Genomic DNA, 19,169 nt, shown 5'->3' on the forward strand with positions numbered 1-19,169 from the left:
GTTTAGGTATGCAATAAGATTTTTTGTAAACAAATAATTACAGGTGATGAGATGCAAAAAAGTGAACTAAGTAATATTAATATCAGTGATGAGCAAGTGCTGATCACTCCGGAACAATTAAAAGCTAAGCTGCCGCTCAGTCATCAAGCTCGCCAGTTCATTCAACACTCTCGTCAGACAATTGCCAATATTATCCATAAAAAAGATCACCGTTTACTGGTGGTGTGCGGTCCTTGCTCTATTCATGATATTGATGCGGCAAAAGAGTACGCAAAGCGCTTGAAATCACTCTCAGAGCAGTTGAGTGATCAACTGTACATTGTCATGCGTGTTTACTTTGAAAAGCCGCGTACAACGGTTGGCTGGAAAGGGCTGATTAACGATCCTCATCTTGATGGCAGTTTTGATATCGAACATGGTTTACACGTTGGTCGTCAATTGTTAGTTGAGCTAGCGGAGATGGAGATCCCTCTGGCGACCGAAGCGCTTGATCCGATCAGCCCTCAATATTTAGCCGATACATTCAGTTGGGCGGCGATTGGTGCGCGCACCACGGAATCTCAAACACACCGAGAAATGGCCAGTGGTTTGTCGATGCCAATTGGGTTTAAGAATGGCACCGATGGCAATTTAGCAACGGCAATCAATGCGATGCAGGCGGCGTCATCCAGCCACCGCTTTATGGGCATTAATAGTGAAGGGCAAGTGGCCTTACTTACCACTCAAGGCAACCCAAATGGACATGTCATTTTACGTGGCGGTAAGCAAACCAACTACGATTCAGTGTCGGTCACCGAGTGTGAGCAAGAGATGGCAAAACATAAATTGGATGCGTCGTTAATGGTGGATTGCAGCCATGCTAATTCACGTAAAGATTACCGTCGTCAGCCGTTAGTCGCTGAAGATGTGATTCATCAAATTCGTGAAGGAAATCAGTCTATTATTGGTTTGATGATTGAAAGTCACCTCAATGAAGGTAATCAATCTTCTGACCTTCCTCGCAACGAAATGGAATACGGTGTATCGATTACGGATGCCTGTATTAATTGGTCATCAACTGAGGCACTATTACGACATGCTCATCAAGAGCTCGTTCCGTTCTTAGAAAATCGCCTAAAAAAAGGTGAATAAAGGGAAGTGCTATGGCTGTTGAACTTAACGAATTACGTGATCAAATTGATGCTGTCGATAAACAAATGGTCGAGCTGCTTGCACGCCGATTAGCTTTGGTTGAAAAGGTGGGGGAAGTCAAGAGCCGACATGGTCTACCGATTTATGCTCCCGATCGAGAAGCGGCGATGCTGGCTTCTCGCCGCGCTGAAGCGGAAAGAAAAGGCGTCCCGCCACAACTGATTGAAGATATTTTGCGCCGTACTATGCGTGAATCTTATGCCAGTGAAAAGGATTCTGGCTTTAAGTGCTTAAACCCAGAGCTGCGCTCTGTGGTGATTATTGGCGGTCATGGGCAACTTGGTGGTTTATTTGGCCGTATGTTCAAACTGTCGGGCTATCAGGTGAAAGTATTAGGCAGTAAAGATTGGCATCAAGCCGATGAGATACTGCATGATGCCGGTTTGGTTGTAGTGACGGTTCCTATTCACTTAACCGTCGGTGTGATTGAAAAACTTGCTCATTTGCCTGCCGATTGTATTTTGTGCGACCTCACATCGATTAAGTCTAAGCCGCTACAGTCGATGCTTAAAACACACTCTGGCCCAGTGGTTGGATTACACCCAATGTTTGGCCCCGATGTCCCTAGTATGGCCAAGCAAGTGATCGTCTATTGCGATGGGCGAGGAGAAGAGAGTTATCAGTGGTTGCTAAAACAGTTTTCGATATGGGGAGCGAGTTTGTGCCAGATTGATGCCGCAGAACACGATCACGGCATGACCTTGATCCAAGCACTGCGTCACTTCACTTCATTTGTATACGGTTTACACCTTTCTAAAGAAAATCCGAATATCCAAAAATTACTGCAGCTGAGTTCACCGATTTATCGTTTAGAACTGGCGATGGTTGGACGGCTTTTTGGTCAAGACCCTCACTTGTATGGCGATATCATTTTCTCATCGGAAGAGAACGTTGAGATGATAAAACGTTTTCATGCTTGTTTTGGCGAGGCGTTAACCTTACTTGACGGGCGTGAGAAGCAGGCTTTTGTGGAAAACTTTAGCAAAGTGAGTGATTGGTTTGGCAGTTATTCACAACAATTTATGCTTGAAAGTCAAAACTTGTTAAAACAAGCGAACGATGCCATTCATCGTGTTTAAGGCTGTCTGAACGGCGAGTGCGGTTGTTGTGAATACGGCCGCCGCTCATTCTTCCGGTTCATCCCCTAAATCAGACAAGTATTCCAGTTCGCGATGGAGCAAACTTTCATCACCCATGTTCAATTCAACTAAACGTTTCAAATGGCCAATACTTTCAATATCAATGTGATTGATGCTGACACGAATAATGTTGTTTTGAATGTGGATCAACTTGGCGACTAGATTAATAGTGACATCGCTGTCTGGTAGTGTGAAATGGACTTGTGCCATTTCATTGAGCACTAATTTGTCCGCGTCAGGGCATGAGAGCAATAGTCCATGCAGCGACAAATCTTGAATCGTTGTGGTGACGGTATGTTTACCTTGCAATAAGGTGGCAGGCATCTGATAGATGATGCGTGAAAAGCGACGTCTTTCAATCATGGTACTCTCTCTTGTTGAGCGTTGACCTGTGCCAGCTTCGGCTCTGTATCGATCATTGAAAAATTATACCCATTAAGTTTAGACCTAATTGAAGGCAGTGTCGCGAATCCTGCATCTTGTTGTGTGATGCGTGATGTACAAGTAACAAAAAGGCCGCAATAGATTGCGGCCAGAGACTTCAAATACAGAGTTATTTGGTCATACGCTTGTATTTAATGCGGTGTGGTTCAGCCGCTTGAGCGCCCAACGTCTGTTTTAACCACTCAGTGTATTCGCTGTAGTTGCCTTCATAGAATTTCACTTCACCTTCATCACGGTAGTCCAGAATGTGGGTCGCAATACGGTCTAGGAACCAACGGTCGTGCGAGATAACCATGGCGCAACCTGGGAATTCCAGCAGCGCTTCTTCCAATGCGCGTAGCGTTTCAACATCCAGATCGTTGGTTGGTTCGTCGAGTAATAGGACGTTGCCGCCAGCTTTAAGCAATTTGGCTAAGTGAACACGGTTGCGCTCACCACCCGATAGCTGACCGAGCACTTTTTGTTGATCGACGCCTTTGAAGTTAAAGCGAGAGCAGTAAGCACGCGCAGGAATTTCAAAATTGTTGATCTTGATAATATCCGCCCCTTCAGAGATCTCTTGGAAGACGGTATTTTTGTCGTTCATGCTGTCACGGAACTGATCAACCGAGGCTAATTTCACGGTTGCACCCAATTCAATTTCACCAGAATCTGGTTGCTCTACGCCACTTAGCATTTTAAACAGCGTTGATTTACCCGCACCGTTAGCACCGATGATGCCGACAATCGCTCCTTTCGGCATGCTAAATGACAAATTATCAATCAGTACGCGATCACCAAACGATTTGGTTAAGTTACGAACTTCCAATACTTTGTCACCTAAACGTTCGCCCGGCGGTATGAAGAGTTCGTTGGTTTCATTACGTTTTTGATGTTCAGTATTATTAAGTTCTTCAAAGCGTGCCATACGTGCTTTGGATTTTGCTTGGCGGCCTTTCGGGTTTTTACGAACCCATTCCAGCTCTTTTTCAATCGTTTTTTGACGAGCACTCTCTTGAGATGATTCTTGTTTTAAGCGTTCATCTTTCTGTTCGAGCCACGAGGTATAGTTACCTTGCCAAGGAATGCCTTCACCGCGGTCAAGTTCTAAAATCCAACCAGCAGCATTATCAAGGAAGTAACGGTCGTGGGTGATGGCGACGACTGTGCCTGAATAGTCGACAAGGAAGTGCTCTAGCCAAGCAACAGATTCCGCGTCTAAGTGGTTGGTTGGTTCGTCAAGCAGCAGCATGTCTGGCTTTTCAAGTAGCAAACGGCAGATCGCCACACGGCGGCGCTCACCACCAGACAAAACGGCAATTTTAGCATCCCATTCTGGTAGACGAAGTGCATTGGCCGCACGTTCTAAAGCGTTCTCTAAATTATGGCCATCTTTGGCCTGAATCAGAGCCTCGAGCTCACCTTGCTCTTTGGCTAACGCATCAAAATCGGCGTCGGGTTCTGCATATGCCGCATAAACAGCATCGAGGCGAGTTAGTGCGCCAGCCACATCAGAAACGGCCTCTTCCACCACTTCACGCACGGTTTTTGATTCATCCAGTACTGGTTCTTGAGGCAAGTAGCCGACTTTCAATCCTGCTTGTGGGCGTGCTTCTCCATCAATATCAGTATCGATGCCAGCCATGATACGTAACAGGGTGGATTTACCTGAACCATTGAGACCTAAAACACCGATTTTAGCTCCAGGGAAAAAGCTCAGAGAGATGTCTTTGAGAATTTGACGCTTAGGCGGGACAATTTTACTCACCCGCGACATGGTATATACGTATTCAGCCATTGCCGATTGTTCCTAATCTTAGTAACAGAAGAAAGTGGCCATTTTATACCAAAGTGATCGCATTTGTTACTAGGTACCTAATTTTTAGAGCTTAGATGGTGTTTTTCATCGATAAAAAAGTAATGAAACATTAAGTTACTAAGTTCATATGTCGCACTTTTATGAATTTAATATTATTTACATCTATGGCCTTTACTTTTTTATCTAGAATCAGCGTAATGAAACGGAAATTACCTTGCTTTGGATAGGACGAGAGCACACATGACGCTCATGCATTTTATAAGACCGCAGCGATTGTTATCATCAATATTAGCCTTGAGCTCCTTGGTGTGCGGCACTGCGTTTTCAGGCGCAATAGAGGACTTGGATAGTCAACGAGATCTGTACGATCAAGCGCAGAGGTGGCTTGATGAAGATAAAGTTGATCAAGCTAAAAAAATCAGAAATAAGATCAAAAACTATCCATTGACGCCTTATCTGGATTATCGATCTCTGCTGGTCGATATTGGTAATAAACCGCCATTAGCGGTTCAGGTTTTTATCGATACACATCAAGATTTCCCCTTTTCAAACCGCATTCGAGCACCGTATCTAGATGCGTTGGCGGCAAAAGGGAAATGGGCCACCTTGCTTGATTTTCAAAAAACGGAGCCGAATGATGAGTCTTATCGTTGCCACTATTACAACGCGCACTACCAAACAGGCCATAGAGAGATTGCGTTCAAAGGCGCGCAAAAACTATGGCTCAGTGGCAGTAGCATTTCCGATGCTTGCGATCCACTTTTTACTGCATTGAGTGAACATGGTGGGTTAACTGATGATTTGCTACTCAAGCGAATGTTACTGGCGTTTGAGGGGCGTAATTTGACGCTAATGAAATTCTTACAGAAAAAGTTAACCAAGCAAAAATCGCAAGTAATGGCGCAAGCGATGATTGAGCTCTATAACTCGCCAGACAATGTACTGGCTTTTGCTCAGCAACACTCCAATGGTTATTTTAATCAGCAGTCAATTCAATTTGCTCTAGAAAAACTAGCACGCCAAGATGCGAAGTTTGCACAAAGCGTGTATCAAACTCTTTTCGATCAGAAAATACTGGCGGATGCTTATCAGCGTCCTATTGCAGAATATATAGCCAGAATATTACTTGATACCGAGGAGCAAGCACTCGCAAACTGGCGAGATAATGTGATAGCACAAAGCTCAAACAGTCTCTTACTTGAGCAGAGGATCCGCAAGGCATTGACTGCAGGTCATTGGGATGAAGTGAAATTCTGGACAGAGCAGCTCCCCGCTGATGAAAAAGCCAGCTTACGCTGGCAATATTGGCTTGGGCGCGCTGATATTGCGTTGGGTGATGAAGCCAAAGGGTTACAACGTTTAAGTGCGATTGTAGGACAACGTAATTTTTACAGTGTCGCGGCCGCCAATATGGTGAAACAATCTGTTAATTATCCGAGTTCATCAATTACTTTAAACCCCAAGCTACTGACAGCGCATAAAAAAACGTTATTACGAATCCAAGAGCTGATTGAACGAGATAAAATCACGGCTGCAAAAAGTGAATGGAAATGGCTACTAGAGCGCGTCGATACAAAAGAAAAAGAGATGCTAGCGGCCTACGCGGATTCTCAGCGCTGGTATAGCTTGACCGTAACGGCCTCGATCGCGGCTCAGATGTGGGACAATATACAATTGCGTTTTCCGTTAGCCCATCAATGGTGGTTTAATTTTTATGGCGAAAAACATGGTATTGATCCGATTATGTTGATGTCACTTGCTCGCCAAGAAAGCGGAATGGATGTTGAGGCTCAATCGCCCGTTGGCGCTCGCGGTATCATGCAGATTATGCCGAGCACGGCTAAGTATACGGCTAAAAAATATCAGCTGACCTATAACGATGAGCAAGAGTTATATGAGGTGGGCAAAAATATCGAAATAGGCAGCCATTATTTAAATGGATTATTAGAGCAATACGGCGACAATCGAATTTTTGCATTTGCTGCCTATAACGCTGGGCCAAATCGCGTCAATCAATGGCGAGAGAAAACACAAGGCAAGTTAGATGCTTACGCTTTTATTGAAGCGATCCCTTTTCGGGAAACCCGCGGGTATGTGCAAAATATTTTGATGTTTGAGACTTACTATCGAGATTTGATGGGGATTGAAGGTGAATTTCTCAACCAAGATGAGCTCAATACAAAATATTAATTCCAATACGAAGTGAAAGTTCTACAATAGCGGAACGTATCACTTTGCGAGTACATTCATGCCACACCAACCTGAGTACACTGATTGGCAGCAGCTAATGGAATTGGTTAAATCAGCCACAGAGCAAGAGCAGCACGCAATGCTACTCACCATGATGATGACCCCAGATGAGCGAGATGCGCTCGTGGCGCGTGCGAACATCTTATGTGAGCTACTTAAAGGGGAGTTATCACAGCGGCAGATTAGCCAATTGCTCGGAGTGGGAATTGCGACCATTACGCGTGGCTCAAATGAGCTCAAAAGTAAATCAGAACAAGAAAAGTCGCAATTAGCCGCTCTGCTACTCAAGGTGTCTTAGTGACCCCTTGAGTTCGCTAACTTTTTATAAATTAGCAGGGAAATGCTCTGTGTTGATAAAAGGGATCAGAGCAAGGATCAGTGCTTGATGATAGACCGAGCTGCGAGTGAGTTGGTTATGAGTGAGCAGGCTGATCGCCCCACCTTTCTGTTTGATATTTTGGCAGTCAAACAGTTTATCCATCACATCGCCTAGCTCATTTTCATGGCTTAACAGCTTCAATACTTGAGGTGGTAGCATTAAGCTGGCTGAACGCGATTCTCCTCGATGAGTGGCGGATTCAATCACCATCCACGCAAAAGTCACTGTATTCTCAATGCCCGCTTCCAACCCGACGTAATAATCTGCCGTGGGATCTTGTTCTTTCGCATTTCGTACTCGGTTAAGTGCGCCTTGATGGGTTTCTTCATCTGTCATCGGTTGATCCGCGACACCACTGGGCACACTCACCCCTTTAAATGAGAAAGTATCCTGCGGAAAGGTACTTTCAAATGCACTTTTGACTGCATTGATTTTGGCCGGGTTAAGAGAGGCAATGATCACATTTTTCATAAACAGCGTTTAACTCTTTTTGTTGTTGATACCATGAAACCAACGCATTTAATGGCATTGGTTTGGCAAAATAATAGCCTTGCATGAAATCACATTGGTAATCAGCAAGCCAACTATGCATCTCTTTACTTTCAATCCCTTCAGCTGTGACTTGCATTGATTGAGAGTGGCAAAGTTCGATCAAAGGCTTAATGATCTTGTGATTGTCAGTGGTGATGAGTGTATCTAAAAAAAGCCGATCGAACTTAATTTTTTGTACTGGATATTGCACCAATTGAGTAATGGAGGTGTAACCAGAACCGAAATCATCAATCGCCAATCCGTAGCCTAAATGCGATAGTTCGTGAAGCAGTGGAAAACCTTTTGAATTGGCAGAAAAAGTTTCTGTAATTTCAAAATCAATCAAATGGGGAGGAACTGCATTCTCCTGCGCATGTTTATGAATGTAATGAGCTAACTGTAAAGAGTTTAATTCTGCTGATGAAAGGTTAATCGATAACTGAACAGGGTGTTCAAACATCGCTTGCAGTGCATGGAACTCCTCGAAAGCTGAACGGACGACCCAGCGATCAATGTTGCCAAATAACCCGGTTTGTTCGGCTATCGGAATAAATTCTTTTGGTGAAATCGTACCGAGCAGGTTGGATTCCCAACGAAGTAAAACTTCAAATCCTGAGACTGTATTGCCAGCACGATTTAAATAAGGTTGATAGACCAAGCTAAATTCCTGATCAAAATCCCCTCGGCGTAATGCTTGCTCAATATTGGCTCTGCGCAGAACACCCTTATTGAGCTCTGGCGAGTAGTAAGCTATTTGGTTCTTCCCAGCATTTTTTGCTTGATACATGGCCGTATCAGCATTAGATAATAATTTTTCTAAGGTATAGCCATCGGTTGGGTAGGTGGCTATGCCGATACTTGCTGTGATTGGGAAGTTCCCGAGTGGTGAATTGTGCTGATTTTGTAGTGGAGCCAGTAACTGGCTTGCAAATTCGCTTGCGGCTTGTTTAAAAGTACTAGGGGCAGAGATAAAAATTGAGAACTCATCCCCAGAGAGTCGAGCAGCTAAACTTTTAACTTGATACTTTTCAAAGAAAAAGTTGCGCAATGAGCCAATATGCTGTGCAAAGTTGACTAATAATGCATCACCGACCTGATGTCCATATTTATCATTGACGTATTTGAAATTATCTAAATCAATATACAAAACCCAGATGTTATCTGTGTGTCTTGCGTTTGCTAGCACTCTTTCTACTGATTGTTGAAAGTGGTGGCGATTGGCAAGTTTTGTTAAGTGGTCGTATTCTGCAAGTGCTTTTGTTTTCTTATATGTGGTATCAAGCTCCTGATACATATCGTAAAAACGAGAGGATAGCCGGCCAATTTCATCGTTACTCTTGAGAGTTTCGATATTGTCACGCTGCTTATTCTCTACTTCTTTCAATTGTTGATCTAATTGGGATATGGGCTTGATTACATGCCGGTATAATAAATACAAAAGCAGCAACACAGTCACTAGAGTCGATATTCCAAACGACAACGCTAACCGTTTTTTAATGGCATAAAGTTTGTCGTTAATTAGATACTGTGCAGGATCAAGCGTGGCATAAAGATCTGATTTTAATTCAACAGTTTGTGTTAATCCTACCTTTTTAATATCCGCTGCGTCAGTGAAAAAAATGGTACTTCGGTTATCAAATTCTATTTTCTTCATCAGTCGATTAAAGGGTTCTAGTACGACGCAAACAACAACAAAGAAAATTTTATCGCGGTTATAGCTAAGTGGTGTCGTAAGTGTTTGAGTATCTAAAACATCATACCGAACTAGAATACCTTCACCGCTGGAATTTGTCGTATAGTCAACATAAGAGGTTTTCTGTGTGTTATCGAAAGTGTCTTGTATGTGGTTGAGAATTTTTGTATCGATTTTAGCGAAGGGGTCACCACTATTTTCGGCATAATAAAGAACATTTTTGCTGCCATCCAAAATCGATAACGCAATGAAATTATTTTCTTGTGATTGGAGAATCTCCAATGTTTGCTGAAAGTTATCAACCAGTTCTAACTCTCGATAAGGGTTGCGCTCATGTGCAACGTAATGACGAATGATATCGCTTTTCGTTAGGGTGTAAGCGTAGCTATTCACCAGGTATTGGGTCTGACGAAAGTGACCCGCGAGTTTTTCCATACTCAGTTGAAGATAGCTTTCTTCTCTTTTCAGCAAAGCATCTTTCTGATTGGAGTAGATAATGTAACTAGATGCCACTGCACTGAGAAGAATAACCGGTGTTATCAGCAACAGAATTCTATTGTTGAGCTTCATGTTGTTCCAAAATACTGTTAATGATTTTTGCTCTCAAACTAATATCGGCAGGGAGCAATTCGCTATCAATAATGCCTTGTTCTAACAAAGCTGGGTTTGGAAATAATGATGCATCATTTCGGTAACTATCTGGCATTAAATTTAGGGCACTTAAGTTTGGTGTCGCAGCTTTAATATCTTTTGCATTTATTGCGGCAACTTCTGGGCTCAATAAGTGGTTTATAAACTCTTTTGCATGCTCTTTATTTTTTGAATTGCTGTTGATGGCTAAACAATCCACCCAAATATAGGGTCGGCCTTGCGGGGTGACAAAATCCCAATCATTGCTGCCAAAATACTTATTCAATGAAAATTGGTCACCGCTGTATGCGAGTGCCATATCTAAGCCATCACTGTCAGGATGGCTTCGGACGTAACTCAATATATATTCATAGGTTAAGATGTTGTGATTCACGGATAGCATCTTTTGATAAGCCTGTTTCAGTGCATTATCGTTATTTGTAATTGGCGATTGTTGTTGGGCATACAATGCTGGCAGCAGGGTTTCAACTGTATCGTGAAGCATCCCCACATGGCCTTGGAGTGCTGGTGGCATGTCGATGAGATCAGCCCAGTTTTTGGGTTTGGCTGGAAATTTACTTTTTTTGTAGACGATGCCTACGGTTCCCCAAAAGTAGGGAACGGCGTGGCTACCGCATGCTTGATTCCATTTCGTATCATTATGCTTTCTATTGGGCAGAGCACTCAGGTCTTCAAAGGTGTTGAGCCGAGAGTAGATAAGAGCTGATACGTTATCTAACACTACAATATCAAAAGGCAGCTGGACACTTTTGACCATCAATAGACTGCGTTCATCGTCATTATCAAAATGATATAGATTAATATCGATGCCGCTACTTTGCCGCCATTGATCAAAGATTTGCGGTGATATAGTGTCTTCCCACAAATAAATATTGAGCTCTGAGCTTCGAATGTGCGCTGAAATGCCTAGCAGAAATAGCATTAAAGCCAAAGGATGGATTTTCATCATGATATAAGTAGATGAACCTTATTTATTGGAAAAGGGCATCGTTCACAATGAAAGTGTCAAAGATATCTTATGACGTGCGGAATATATTCCGTGAATTCAAAGTAGGCTGACAGCCCAAAACATAGTGATTAATTATGTGTGAAATGATTGGGCATTATATGAACTATGTTGATGTCTGTCAGCTGACTTCTGTCAAATATTTGACTTAAATGTGATTATTGAAGTTTTACTTGGGTCGGTTTAACATTTTCGCTTGGGTAGCAACCTAATACTTTTAAATGCTTAGTGATTTTTGTTAGCTCATTCAATGCTTGCTGCATTTCAATGGAATCAAGATGTGATTCAAGATCAACATAGAACATTTCTTCCCAAGGATTACCCATAATAGGTCTCGATTCCAATTTGGTCATATTGATGCCGTAGCGTTGCAGCACTAACAAGCTTTCAACAAGTGAACCAGCTTGTTGTGATGTCGACATGATTAATGTCGTCTTCGCTGGAATTTGAGTAGAGACTTCTACGGGTTTTCGCGCAACAACAATAAAGCGAGTCTGGTTTTCTGTTTGATTGGCGATATTAGATTTGATCGATTGTAAGCCGTACAGTTTACCGCTGGAGGCATTGCCAATTGCGGCAACATCGTTGCGATTAAGCTGCTGTACTTTTTGCATCGCATCAGCGGTGCTCGCACAGGTTTCAAGCGTAACGCCTTTTAGGCGGCTTAAAAATTCGCTGCACTGCTGGTGGGGTTGTGGGTGTGAATAAAGGGTTTTGAGCTCTTCCAAGCGTAATTCAGAGGTGGCGACTAAGCAGTGCTCAATCGGTAAAGTGAGCTCACCGACAATGTACAAGGTAGTATGTTGCAGCAAATCATACACTTCGTTAATTGAACCTGAACTGGTATTTTCAATCGGCAATACCCCATAGTCAGCATGACCTGATTCAACTGTTTTAGTGACTTCTTTAAACTGATCGCAATTGAGTTCGATCAACTCTGTATTTTTACGACTGAAGTACTCACGGGTTGCAAGATGGGAGTAAGAACCTTTAGCACCTAAAAAAGCAACCCTTGCCAGCGGTTTACGGCTCAGTTGCGGATTGGCTAGATTCTGCAAGTATGCTTGCTGTAGCAAGACGGAGTCTTCAATGATGGTATGAAATAGTTTAGTAATATACTGAGCATCTAAATTGTATTTTTCTTTACCAGTGTTAATCAATTTGACTAAAAGTTGCTGTTCACGTATTGCATCTCTCACAGGTTTTGCGGTTTCCACTTTGCTTTTAGCGACTTCAATGCTGAACTTTCGACGTTCTGCCAGTAGGTTTAGCAGTTGATCATCAAGCTCGTTCAGTCGCAAGCGGATCTCTTCAAGTGAATAGTGCTTTTCAGTCATAAAAATGTCCTTGTAAAAAAGCCTCCCAGTGGGAGGCTTCCTGTTCGTTTTTGACTTATCTTCTGTCAACGACCATGCCTCCAAGGTTATTGGAGAAAAAAGAAGTCAAAAAAGAACAGTGAGGTTAAGTGCATAAGAAGGTGATTTCTCTTTGAATGTAAAGACACAATAAGCAAGCAACCGTAGAGCGTCAAGCAAAAAAATAGCGCTTGAAAGCGCTATTTTTCATCATATTAAACTTTATTCAACTTCTTCTTCTACTTCCGGTTTGTCGGTACGACGAGCTTCCGGTTTATGGCGCAGTTTGTTGAGTTGGCGCTCTAATTTTTGTTCTACCTCATTGATGGCTGCGTAAAGATCTTCATGGGTTGCAGAAGCGACTAATTGTCCTTTGGGTACAGTGATAATAGCTTCGAATCTTTTTTGTTTATTGGGTTCTTCACTAAAGCTAGCTTGGCATCCTATGATATCCACTTGCCATTTTTCTAGTTTTTTAAATTTGCTCTCAATGTGAGTGCGGATTGCAGAGGTGATGTCGATATTTTTACCAGTGATAGTTACTTTCATAGATGTTTTCCTCTGTTGCATCCCTCATGGGTTAACTTCAGATTACTGATTTAATACTAAAGTAATGTGATCCAGATCACTTTATTGGATGTGATTTCAAAGGGCGAGTTTAAACGTGATCTCACGCAAAGAGTGCTGACAAAGAGTAAAGAAAAAGCTTGTGATTCCTATCAATCTGGATAGATTGGTTAAAAGATTAAGCTAAGAATTTCCCATTTTTAGGGTGTTTTTGCGGCCTAAAAAGAGCGCTGCTCATTTCTTATTCAAGTGTTTTTTGTGATTTTTATTCTAACGATGTTTTGAACACCTCCCTTTTTATTTCAGTTTTCCCTGCACCACTCATTTTCCAGCCGTCTTTTGCTGGCGTGTTATTATTCCCATCGACTCCAAATAAAAAAACCACTCAAAGCGTGAGTGGTTTTCATGGCGTACCTAAGCTTATTGCAAACTATTGTGGATTGAGTGCAATTAACTTTTGAGTTCTGGCAATGGCATCGTTCAGTTTGAGCTGTTTATACGCTTCCAACTGAATGTGTAATGATTTGCGAGCCGCTTCAGTGTCTGGATACGTTTTTTGTAGCTCCTGAGCACGGTTGATGGCCGCAATCCAAGATTCACGGCGTAAGTAAAAATCAGCTGTGGCAAGGTCATATTCAGCCAGTCTATTTTTTAACGCGAATAAGCGTTTATGAGCATCTTCTGCATAAGGGCTTGTTGGGTAGCGTTGCAGCAGTTTCTTAAAATCAGCAAACGCAGCTTTTACCGGTTCTGGATCACGATCCGCGCGATCGACATTAAATAGGTCATGCATGAAGTTGCGATCTTGCGCCATATGCGTCAAACCACGCATGTAGAGTACCCAATCCATTTTTTCATGGGTTGGATTCAAACGGGTAAAGCGTTCAATAGTCGCTAAACCTAACGCAAGATCATCGTTTTTGTAGTAAGCGTAAATAAGGTCAAGTTGAACTTGTTCTGAATACGCGCCGAAGGGATAACGTGAATCTAACGCCTCAAGTTTTTGAATGGCCGTTAACCAGTTACCACTTTGCAGTGAGGTTTGTGCTTCTGAGTATAATTCAGAAGGTGGCACATCAGGGACAATCTCTTCGCTGCTTGAACAGCCAAATAACAGTGATAATGCGAGTAAGCCTGATAAAGTGTGGTGTTTCATGACAGGAGTCGTTTCCTTGAATTAATGCTTCTTAATTGAGTGCGTAATCGCTTTACAAATCGTTTCGTTACTTTCTTAGCAGTAACAGATACAATGACGCCATATTTTATCCATACTAGACGCTATTAGTCTCACGGTTTTTAAAAAAGTTCGATATGGCTCAGCAGATTGAATTAACAAATACAGTAAAAGATAGCCAGTTAGGTCAACGTTTAGACCAAGCTGTCGCTGAATTATTCGCAGATTTCTCTCGTTCACGTCTAAAAGAGTGGCTTTTAGAAGGCAAAGTTCAGGTCAATGGTGAGGTGATCACTAAACCAAGAACGAAAGTCATGGGGGGAGAAATCATTACGGTCCAAGCCGAGCTTGAAGATGAAGAGCGTTGGGAAGCGCAAGATATACCTTTAAATATCGTGTATGAAGATGACGATATTATGGTCATCAACAAACCACGAGATTTTGTCGTTCATCCAGGCGCGGGTACTCCAGATGGCACAGTGTTAAATGCACTGTTGTTCCACTATCCAGCTATTGCAGAAGTACCTCGTGCGGGGATTGTGCATCGTTTGGATAAAGATACGACTGGTCTAATGGTGGTCGCTAAAACGGTTCCTGCACAAACACACTTAGTTCGAGCGTTGCAAAAGCGTAAGATTACGCGTGAATATGAAGCGATTGTGATCGGTACTATGACTGCTGGTGGGATGATCGATAAGCCGATTGGCCGCCACTCAACAAAACGTACATTGATGGCGGTAAGCCCGATGGGTAAACCAGCGGTAACTCACTATCGTGTGGCCGAGCATTTTCGTGAACATACGCGACTTCGTTTGCGTTTAGAAACGGGCCGTACTCACCAAATTCGTGTGCATATGTCATATTTACAGCATCCTTTGCTTGGGGATACCGCCTATGGTGGCCGCGCTCGCATTCCGAAAGGGGCAACGCAAGAGCTGACCGATATGATCCGTGGTTTTGATCGTCAGGCTTTGCATGCCGTTATGCTTCGACTTGAGCATCCTGTGACTGGTGAAATGCTAGAATTTCATGCGCCAGTACCTGACGATATGATCATTATGGCGGAAGCTTTACGCGTAGATACTAAGTTGAATAAAAAAGACGAGTTCTAATGCAGAAGATCATCCCTAACTGGAATGCGCCTAAACATGTAAAAGCTTTCTCCTCGACTAGAGTCGGTGGCTTTTCGTTAGCTCCTTATCAAGGGCTGAATTTAGGCATGCATGTTGGGGATGATCTTTTATCAGTTGAAAAAAATCGCCAATGGCTAACGCAGCAAGCGGTGATGCCCTCTGAACCTATTTGGCTTGAACAAACGCATTCCACACAAGTGCTAGAGGTTACTCAACCTACTCAGCAGATTCTGAGTGCCGATGGTGTTTTTACCCATCAGCATAATGTGGTTTGTTCTGTAATGACCGCTGATTGCTTACCTGTTCTACTCACTAATCACCAAGGCAGCGAAGTGGCTGCAGTTCATGCTGGTTGGCGCGGTTTAGCTAATGGGATACTCGAAAATGCGCTCGCCAAATTTTCTAGTGATATCCTAGCTTGGCTCGGTCCTGCTATCGGTCCTACGGCATTTGAAGTCGGTGATGATGTATACCATGCCTTTGTTGATCAAAATACCAAAGCAAAGGCCGCATTTTCTCTTCAAGAGAATGGAAAATGGCTAGCAAATATTGCACAGTTAGCCACGTTAAGGTTGCATCAATGCGGTGTTTCAGAAATATCAGATAGCGGCCTTTGTACCTTCCATAATCCTCATCAGTTTTATTCCTATCGACGCGACGGAATCACAGGTCGCCAAGCTTCATTTATTTGGATCGAAGAGTAACTTACGCAAGATCAATCTTCCCTAACTTGCCCCTTGAAAAAGCACTAGTACGTAGCCATCTTTAGCTACGTAAGATTAGTTTCTCAATTAAGGTGAGGAAAGTTGGTATGCGTCTTGATCGATTTACAAGCAAATTTCAAATTGCCATTTCTGATGCTCAATCATTGGCATTAGGCCGTGATCATCAATATATCGAGCCTGTTCATTTGATGGTGGCATTGCTCGATCAAAATGGCAGTCCAATTCGTCCACTTCTTACTATGTTAAGTGTGGACGTTATGCAATTGCGCTCGAAGCTCAGTGAGATATTAGACCGTTTGCCAAAAGTTAGCGGCATCGGTGGTGATGTTCAGCTTTCTAGCGCAATGGGTACTATGTTCAATTTGTGCGATAAACTCGCGCAAAAACGGCAAGATTCCTACATTTCTTCGGAAGTATTTTTGCTAGCCGCACTAGAAGATAAGGGCGCGCTTGGTCAATTACTCAAAGAAATAGGGCTCACCGAGAAAAAAGTTTCTGAAGCAATAGAAAAAGTGCGTGGAGGTCAGAAAGTGAATGATCCAAATGCAGAAGAACTAAGACAAGCGCTTGAGAAATTCACAATAGATCTAACTGAACGAGCGGAACAAGGCAAACTTGATCCTGTCATCGGCCGTGATGACGAAATTCGTCGTACCATTCAAGTACTGCAACGCCGGACCAAAAACAACCCCGTGATTATTGGTGAGCCCGGTGTAGGTAAAACGGCGATTGTGGAAGGGTTAGCGCAGCGCATCATTAATAATGAGGTACCAGAAGGTCTACGTGGTCGTCGAGTATTGTCATTAGACATGGGGTCTTTGGTCGCAGGGGCTAAGTATCGTGGTGAATTTGAAGAACGCTTAAAATCGGTGCTTAACGAGCTAGCGAAAGAAGAGGGTAATGTCATCCTCTTTATTGATGAGTTGCACACTATGGTCGGTGCAGGTCGAGGCGAAGGCGCAATGGATGCGGGGAATATGCTTAAGCCCGCTCTGGCTCGAGGAGATCTACACTGTGTCGGTGCGACCACTTTAGACGAATATCGTCAATATATAGAGAAAGATCCGGCACTTGAGCGACGTTTCCAAAAGGTACTGGTTGATGAACCTAGCGTAGAAGACACAGTAGCTATTTTGCGTGGTTTGAAAGAGCGCTATGAGCTCCATCACCATGTGGAGATCACCGATCCCGCTATTGTTGCTGCTGCGAGCTTATCGCACCGTTATATTTCTGATCGCCAGTTGCCCGATAAAGCGATTGACTTGATCGATGAAGCCGCTTCAAGTATTCGAATGCAAATAGATTCAAAGCCAGAATCTTTAGATAAGCTTGAGCGCAAAATTATTCAGCTGAAAATTGAGCAACAAGCGCTAACGAATGAACACGATGAAGCGAGTGAAAAACGCTTACAGGTGTTAAACGAAGAGTTAAAAGTGAAAGAGCGCGAGTTTGCCGAGCTGGAAGAAGTTTGGAATGCGGAAAAAGCAGCTCTTTCGGGTACTCAGCATATTAAGTCCGAATTAGAGCAAGCGCGTATGGATATGGATTTCGCACGTAGAGCGGGTGACTTGAACCGTATGTCAGAACTTCAATATGGCCGAATTCCTGAACTTGAAAAGCAGCTCGACCTTGCAACTCAAGCTGAAATGCAAGAGATGACTTTACTGCGCAACAAAGTAACTGATGTAGAAATAGCGGAAGTGCTTTCAAAGCAAACTGGTATTCCAGTTTCTAAAATGCTGGAAGCTGAGAAAGAAAAACTGCTGCAAATGGAGGATGCGCTGCATCAACGAGTTATCGGACAAGTTGAAGCCGTCGAAGTGGTATCAAATGCGATTCGCCGTAGCCGGGCTGGGTTATCTGATCCAAATAGACCGATTGGTTCCTTCTTATTCTTAGGGCCAACTGGTGTGGGTAAAACTGAATTGTGTAAAACACTCGCAAACTTTATGTTTGATAGTGAAGATGCCATGGTGCGAATCGACATGTCTGAGTTTATGGAAAAACACTCAGTAGCGCGATTAGTCGGCGCGCCTCCAGGTTATGTGGGCTACGAAGAGGGTGGCTACTTGACCGAGGCTATTCGTCGTAAACCGTACTCGGTTATCTTGTTGGATGAAGTTGAGAAAGCACACCCTGATGTCTTTAATATCCTACTACAGGTATTAGATGATGGGCGCTTAACTGATGGACAAGGACGCACAGTTGATTTTCGTAATACAGTGGTAATTATGACCTCAAACTTAGGGTCTTCGCAAATTCAAGAAAAATTCGCAAGCTTGGATTATGAAGGCATTAAAAAAGAGGTAATGGAGATTGTAGGTAAACATTTTAGACCAGAGTTCTTAAACCGAGTGGATGAAAGTGTAGTATTCCATCCGTTGGCGCAAGAACAAATTAAATCGATCGCTTCTATTCAATTAGCCCGTCTTGGTAAACGAATGGAAGAGAAAGGTTATCAGCTTGAGGTATCTGAAAAAGCGTTAGAGCTGATTTCTCAAGTTGGGTTTGATCCTGTTTACGGAGCAAGACCATTGAAACGCGCTATTCAACAAAGCGTTGAAAATCCATTAGCGAAAGAAATCTTGGCAGGAAGAATCCTACCGGATAAAAAAGTTAAGCTAGTTGTTAGCAATGACCAAATTATTGCTCATCAAGACTAAACATTTACATTCAAAAGGGCCAGAAATGGCCCTTTTTGTTTGAAAATTGCTCTCATTGGTTCTTTTGTGAGCTGTTGGTTCGTTTTTATGAGAAAGTTTCATTTTAAGACTTGTGTCCTTCTCTAAACTACCTATAATGCGCCTCGTTGTCAGGGCAGTGCTACTTACTTCTGCTGATAACAGATGGACACTTGTTTAAAAGAAATAATCGATAAAGTGTTTGACACTTAAGGTTATATCGCTAGAATGTTCGTCCGCTTTGAATGCTTTTAGATAAGCATCCAAGCAAGCTCTTTAACAATATAAACCTATCAATCTGTGTGGGCACTCGTTGATGATAATCAAAAAAGATTTATCAATGAACTGAGTGACCAATCAGAATCAAGTTTACTTGATTTTGGCACAGTCAATTCATTGTTGTTCTGTTGGAACAACAATAGCTTTAAAATTACTTTTTTACTTTCGAGTAA

15 protein-coding genes and 1 other annotated feature are annotated in these 19,169 nt (G+C 42.8%); of the genes, 7 read left to right on the plus strand and 8 right to left on the minus strand.

The window, feature by feature from the left end; translation table 11 throughout:
* Window positions 1–51: 51 nt before the first annotated feature.
* Together AACQ21_RS13820 and tyrA are read left to right on the plus strand one after the other, a co-directional pair.
* Window positions 52–1,131: a 3-deoxy-7-phosphoheptulonate synthase gene (locus AACQ21_RS13820; RefSeq protein WP_010319158.1), complete on the plus strand. Its 1,080-nt coding sequence runs from the start codon at window positions 52–54 to the stop codon at window positions 1,129–1,131.
* A gap of 11 nt (window positions 1,132–1,142) precedes the next feature.
* The gene (gene tyrA, locus AACQ21_RS13825) at window positions 1,143–2,270 is read left to right on the plus strand and encodes a bifunctional chorismate mutase/prephenate dehydrogenase (protein ID WP_105976826.1); all 1,128 of its coding nucleotides are present in this window, start codon (window positions 1,143–1,145) and stop codon (window positions 2,268–2,270) included.
* A gap of 45 nt (window positions 2,271–2,315) precedes the next feature.
* On the opposite strand, the gene AACQ21_RS13830 is transcribed toward tyrA, so the two are convergent.
* Complete coding sequence (locus AACQ21_RS13830) at window positions 2,316–2,693, minus strand: PilZ domain-containing protein (protein ID WP_013857542.1); 378 nt, start codon at window positions 2,691–2,693, stop codon at window positions 2,316–2,318.
* A gap of 190 nt (window positions 2,694–2,883) precedes the next feature.
* The gene (ettA, locus tag AACQ21_RS13835; protein ID WP_010319161.1) at window positions 2,884–4,551 is read right to left on the minus strand and encodes an energy-dependent translational throttle protein EttA; all 1,668 of its coding nucleotides are present in this window, start codon (window positions 4,549–4,551) and stop codon (window positions 2,884–2,886) included.
* A 261-nt stretch (window positions 4,552–4,812) separates the two neighbouring features.
* Between ettA and AACQ21_RS13840 the strand changes: the two genes are divergently transcribed.
* Both AACQ21_RS13840 and trpR read left to right on the plus strand, forming a co-directional pair.
* On the plus strand, window positions 4,813–6,762 hold the full coding sequence (locus AACQ21_RS13840; RefSeq protein WP_105976827.1) for a transglycosylase SLT domain-containing protein: 1,950 nt from the start codon (window positions 4,813–4,815) through the stop codon (window positions 6,760–6,762).
* A gap of 58 nt (window positions 6,763–6,820) precedes the next feature.
* Window positions 6,821–7,120 carry a trp operon repressor gene (gene trpR, locus AACQ21_RS13845; RefSeq protein ID WP_013857539.1) on the plus strand — a complete coding sequence of 100 codons (300 nt, stop codon included), beginning with the start codon at window positions 6,821–6,823 and terminating at the stop codon, window positions 7,118–7,120.
* Between the two features lie 24 nt (window positions 7,121–7,144).
* Here trpR and yjjX read toward each other — a convergent pair whose 3' ends face one another.
* The 6 genes from yjjX to bamD all read right to left on the minus strand — a co-directional run bounded on the left by yjjX (window position 7,145) and on the right by bamD (window position 14,160).
* On the minus strand, window positions 7,145–7,672 hold the full coding sequence (yjjX, locus tag AACQ21_RS13850) for an inosine/xanthosine triphosphatase (protein ID WP_105976828.1): 528 nt from the start codon (window positions 7,670–7,672) through the stop codon (window positions 7,145–7,147).
* Window positions 7,644–9,995, minus strand: coding sequence for a putative bifunctional diguanylate cyclase/phosphodiesterase (locus AACQ21_RS13855; protein WP_105976829.1), 2,352 nt, complete (start codon window positions 9,993–9,995; stop codon window positions 7,644–7,646). The genes yjjX and AACQ21_RS13855 overlap by 29 nt, the downstream gene beginning before the upstream one ends.
* Window positions 9,979–11,025, minus strand: a complete 1,047-nt coding sequence (locus AACQ21_RS13860) for a polyamine ABC transporter substrate-binding protein (RefSeq protein ID WP_105976830.1) — start codon at window positions 11,023–11,025, stop codon at window positions 9,979–9,981. Before AACQ21_RS13860 ends, AACQ21_RS13855 begins: the two co-directional genes overlap by 17 nt.
* Before the next feature lie 215 nt (window positions 11,026–11,240).
* Window positions 11,241–12,419 carry a prephenate dehydratase gene (pheA, locus tag AACQ21_RS13865; RefSeq protein ID WP_026028075.1) on the minus strand — a complete coding sequence of 393 codons (1,179 nt, stop codon included), beginning with the start codon at window positions 12,417–12,419 and terminating at the stop codon, window positions 11,241–11,243.
* Between the two features lie 12 nt (window positions 12,420–12,431).
* Window positions 12,432–12,550 (minus strand) — a sequence feature (Phe leader region).
* 109 nt (window positions 12,551–12,659) lie between these two features.
* Window positions 12,660–12,986, minus strand: coding sequence for a ribosome hibernation-promoting factor, HPF/YfiA family (hpf, locus tag AACQ21_RS13870; protein ID WP_026027341.1), 327 nt, complete (start codon window positions 12,984–12,986; stop codon window positions 12,660–12,662).
* 448 nt (window positions 12,987–13,434) lie between these two features.
* Window positions 13,435–14,160 (minus strand): outer membrane protein assembly factor BamD, encoded by a 726-nt coding sequence (gene bamD / locus AACQ21_RS13875; protein WP_013857531.1) that lies wholly within the window; start codon window positions 14,158–14,160, stop codon window positions 13,435–13,437.
* A 155-nt stretch (window positions 14,161–14,315) separates the two neighbouring features.
* Between bamD and rluD the strand changes: the two genes are divergently transcribed.
* The 3 genes from rluD (at window position 14,316) to clpB (ending at window position 18,699) form a co-directional block, all read left to right on the plus strand.
* Window positions 14,316–15,290 carry a 23S rRNA pseudouridine(1911/1915/1917) synthase RluD gene (gene rluD, locus AACQ21_RS13880; protein ID WP_013857530.1) on the plus strand — a complete coding sequence of 325 codons (975 nt, stop codon included), beginning with the start codon at window positions 14,316–14,318 and terminating at the stop codon, window positions 15,288–15,290.
* A complete protein-coding gene (gene pgeF / locus AACQ21_RS13885; RefSeq protein WP_105976831.1) occupies window positions 15,290–16,015 on the plus strand; it encodes a peptidoglycan editing factor PgeF in 726 nt (241 codons plus the stop codon). Before rluD ends, pgeF begins: the two co-directional genes overlap by 1 nt.
* 107 nt (window positions 16,016–16,122) lie before the next feature.
* Window positions 16,123–18,699, plus strand: coding sequence for an ATP-dependent chaperone ClpB (gene clpB, locus AACQ21_RS13890; protein WP_026027339.1), 2,577 nt, complete (start codon window positions 16,123–16,125; stop codon window positions 18,697–18,699).
* The last annotated feature ends 470 nt before the right edge of the window (window positions 18,700–19,169 follow it).

The organism is Vibrio sp. V01_P9A10T6 (genome assembly GCF_963877065.1).
In the GTDB taxonomy this organism is placed as follows: Bacteria; Pseudomonadota; Gammaproteobacteria; order Enterobacterales; family Vibrionaceae; genus Vibrio; species Vibrio anguillarum.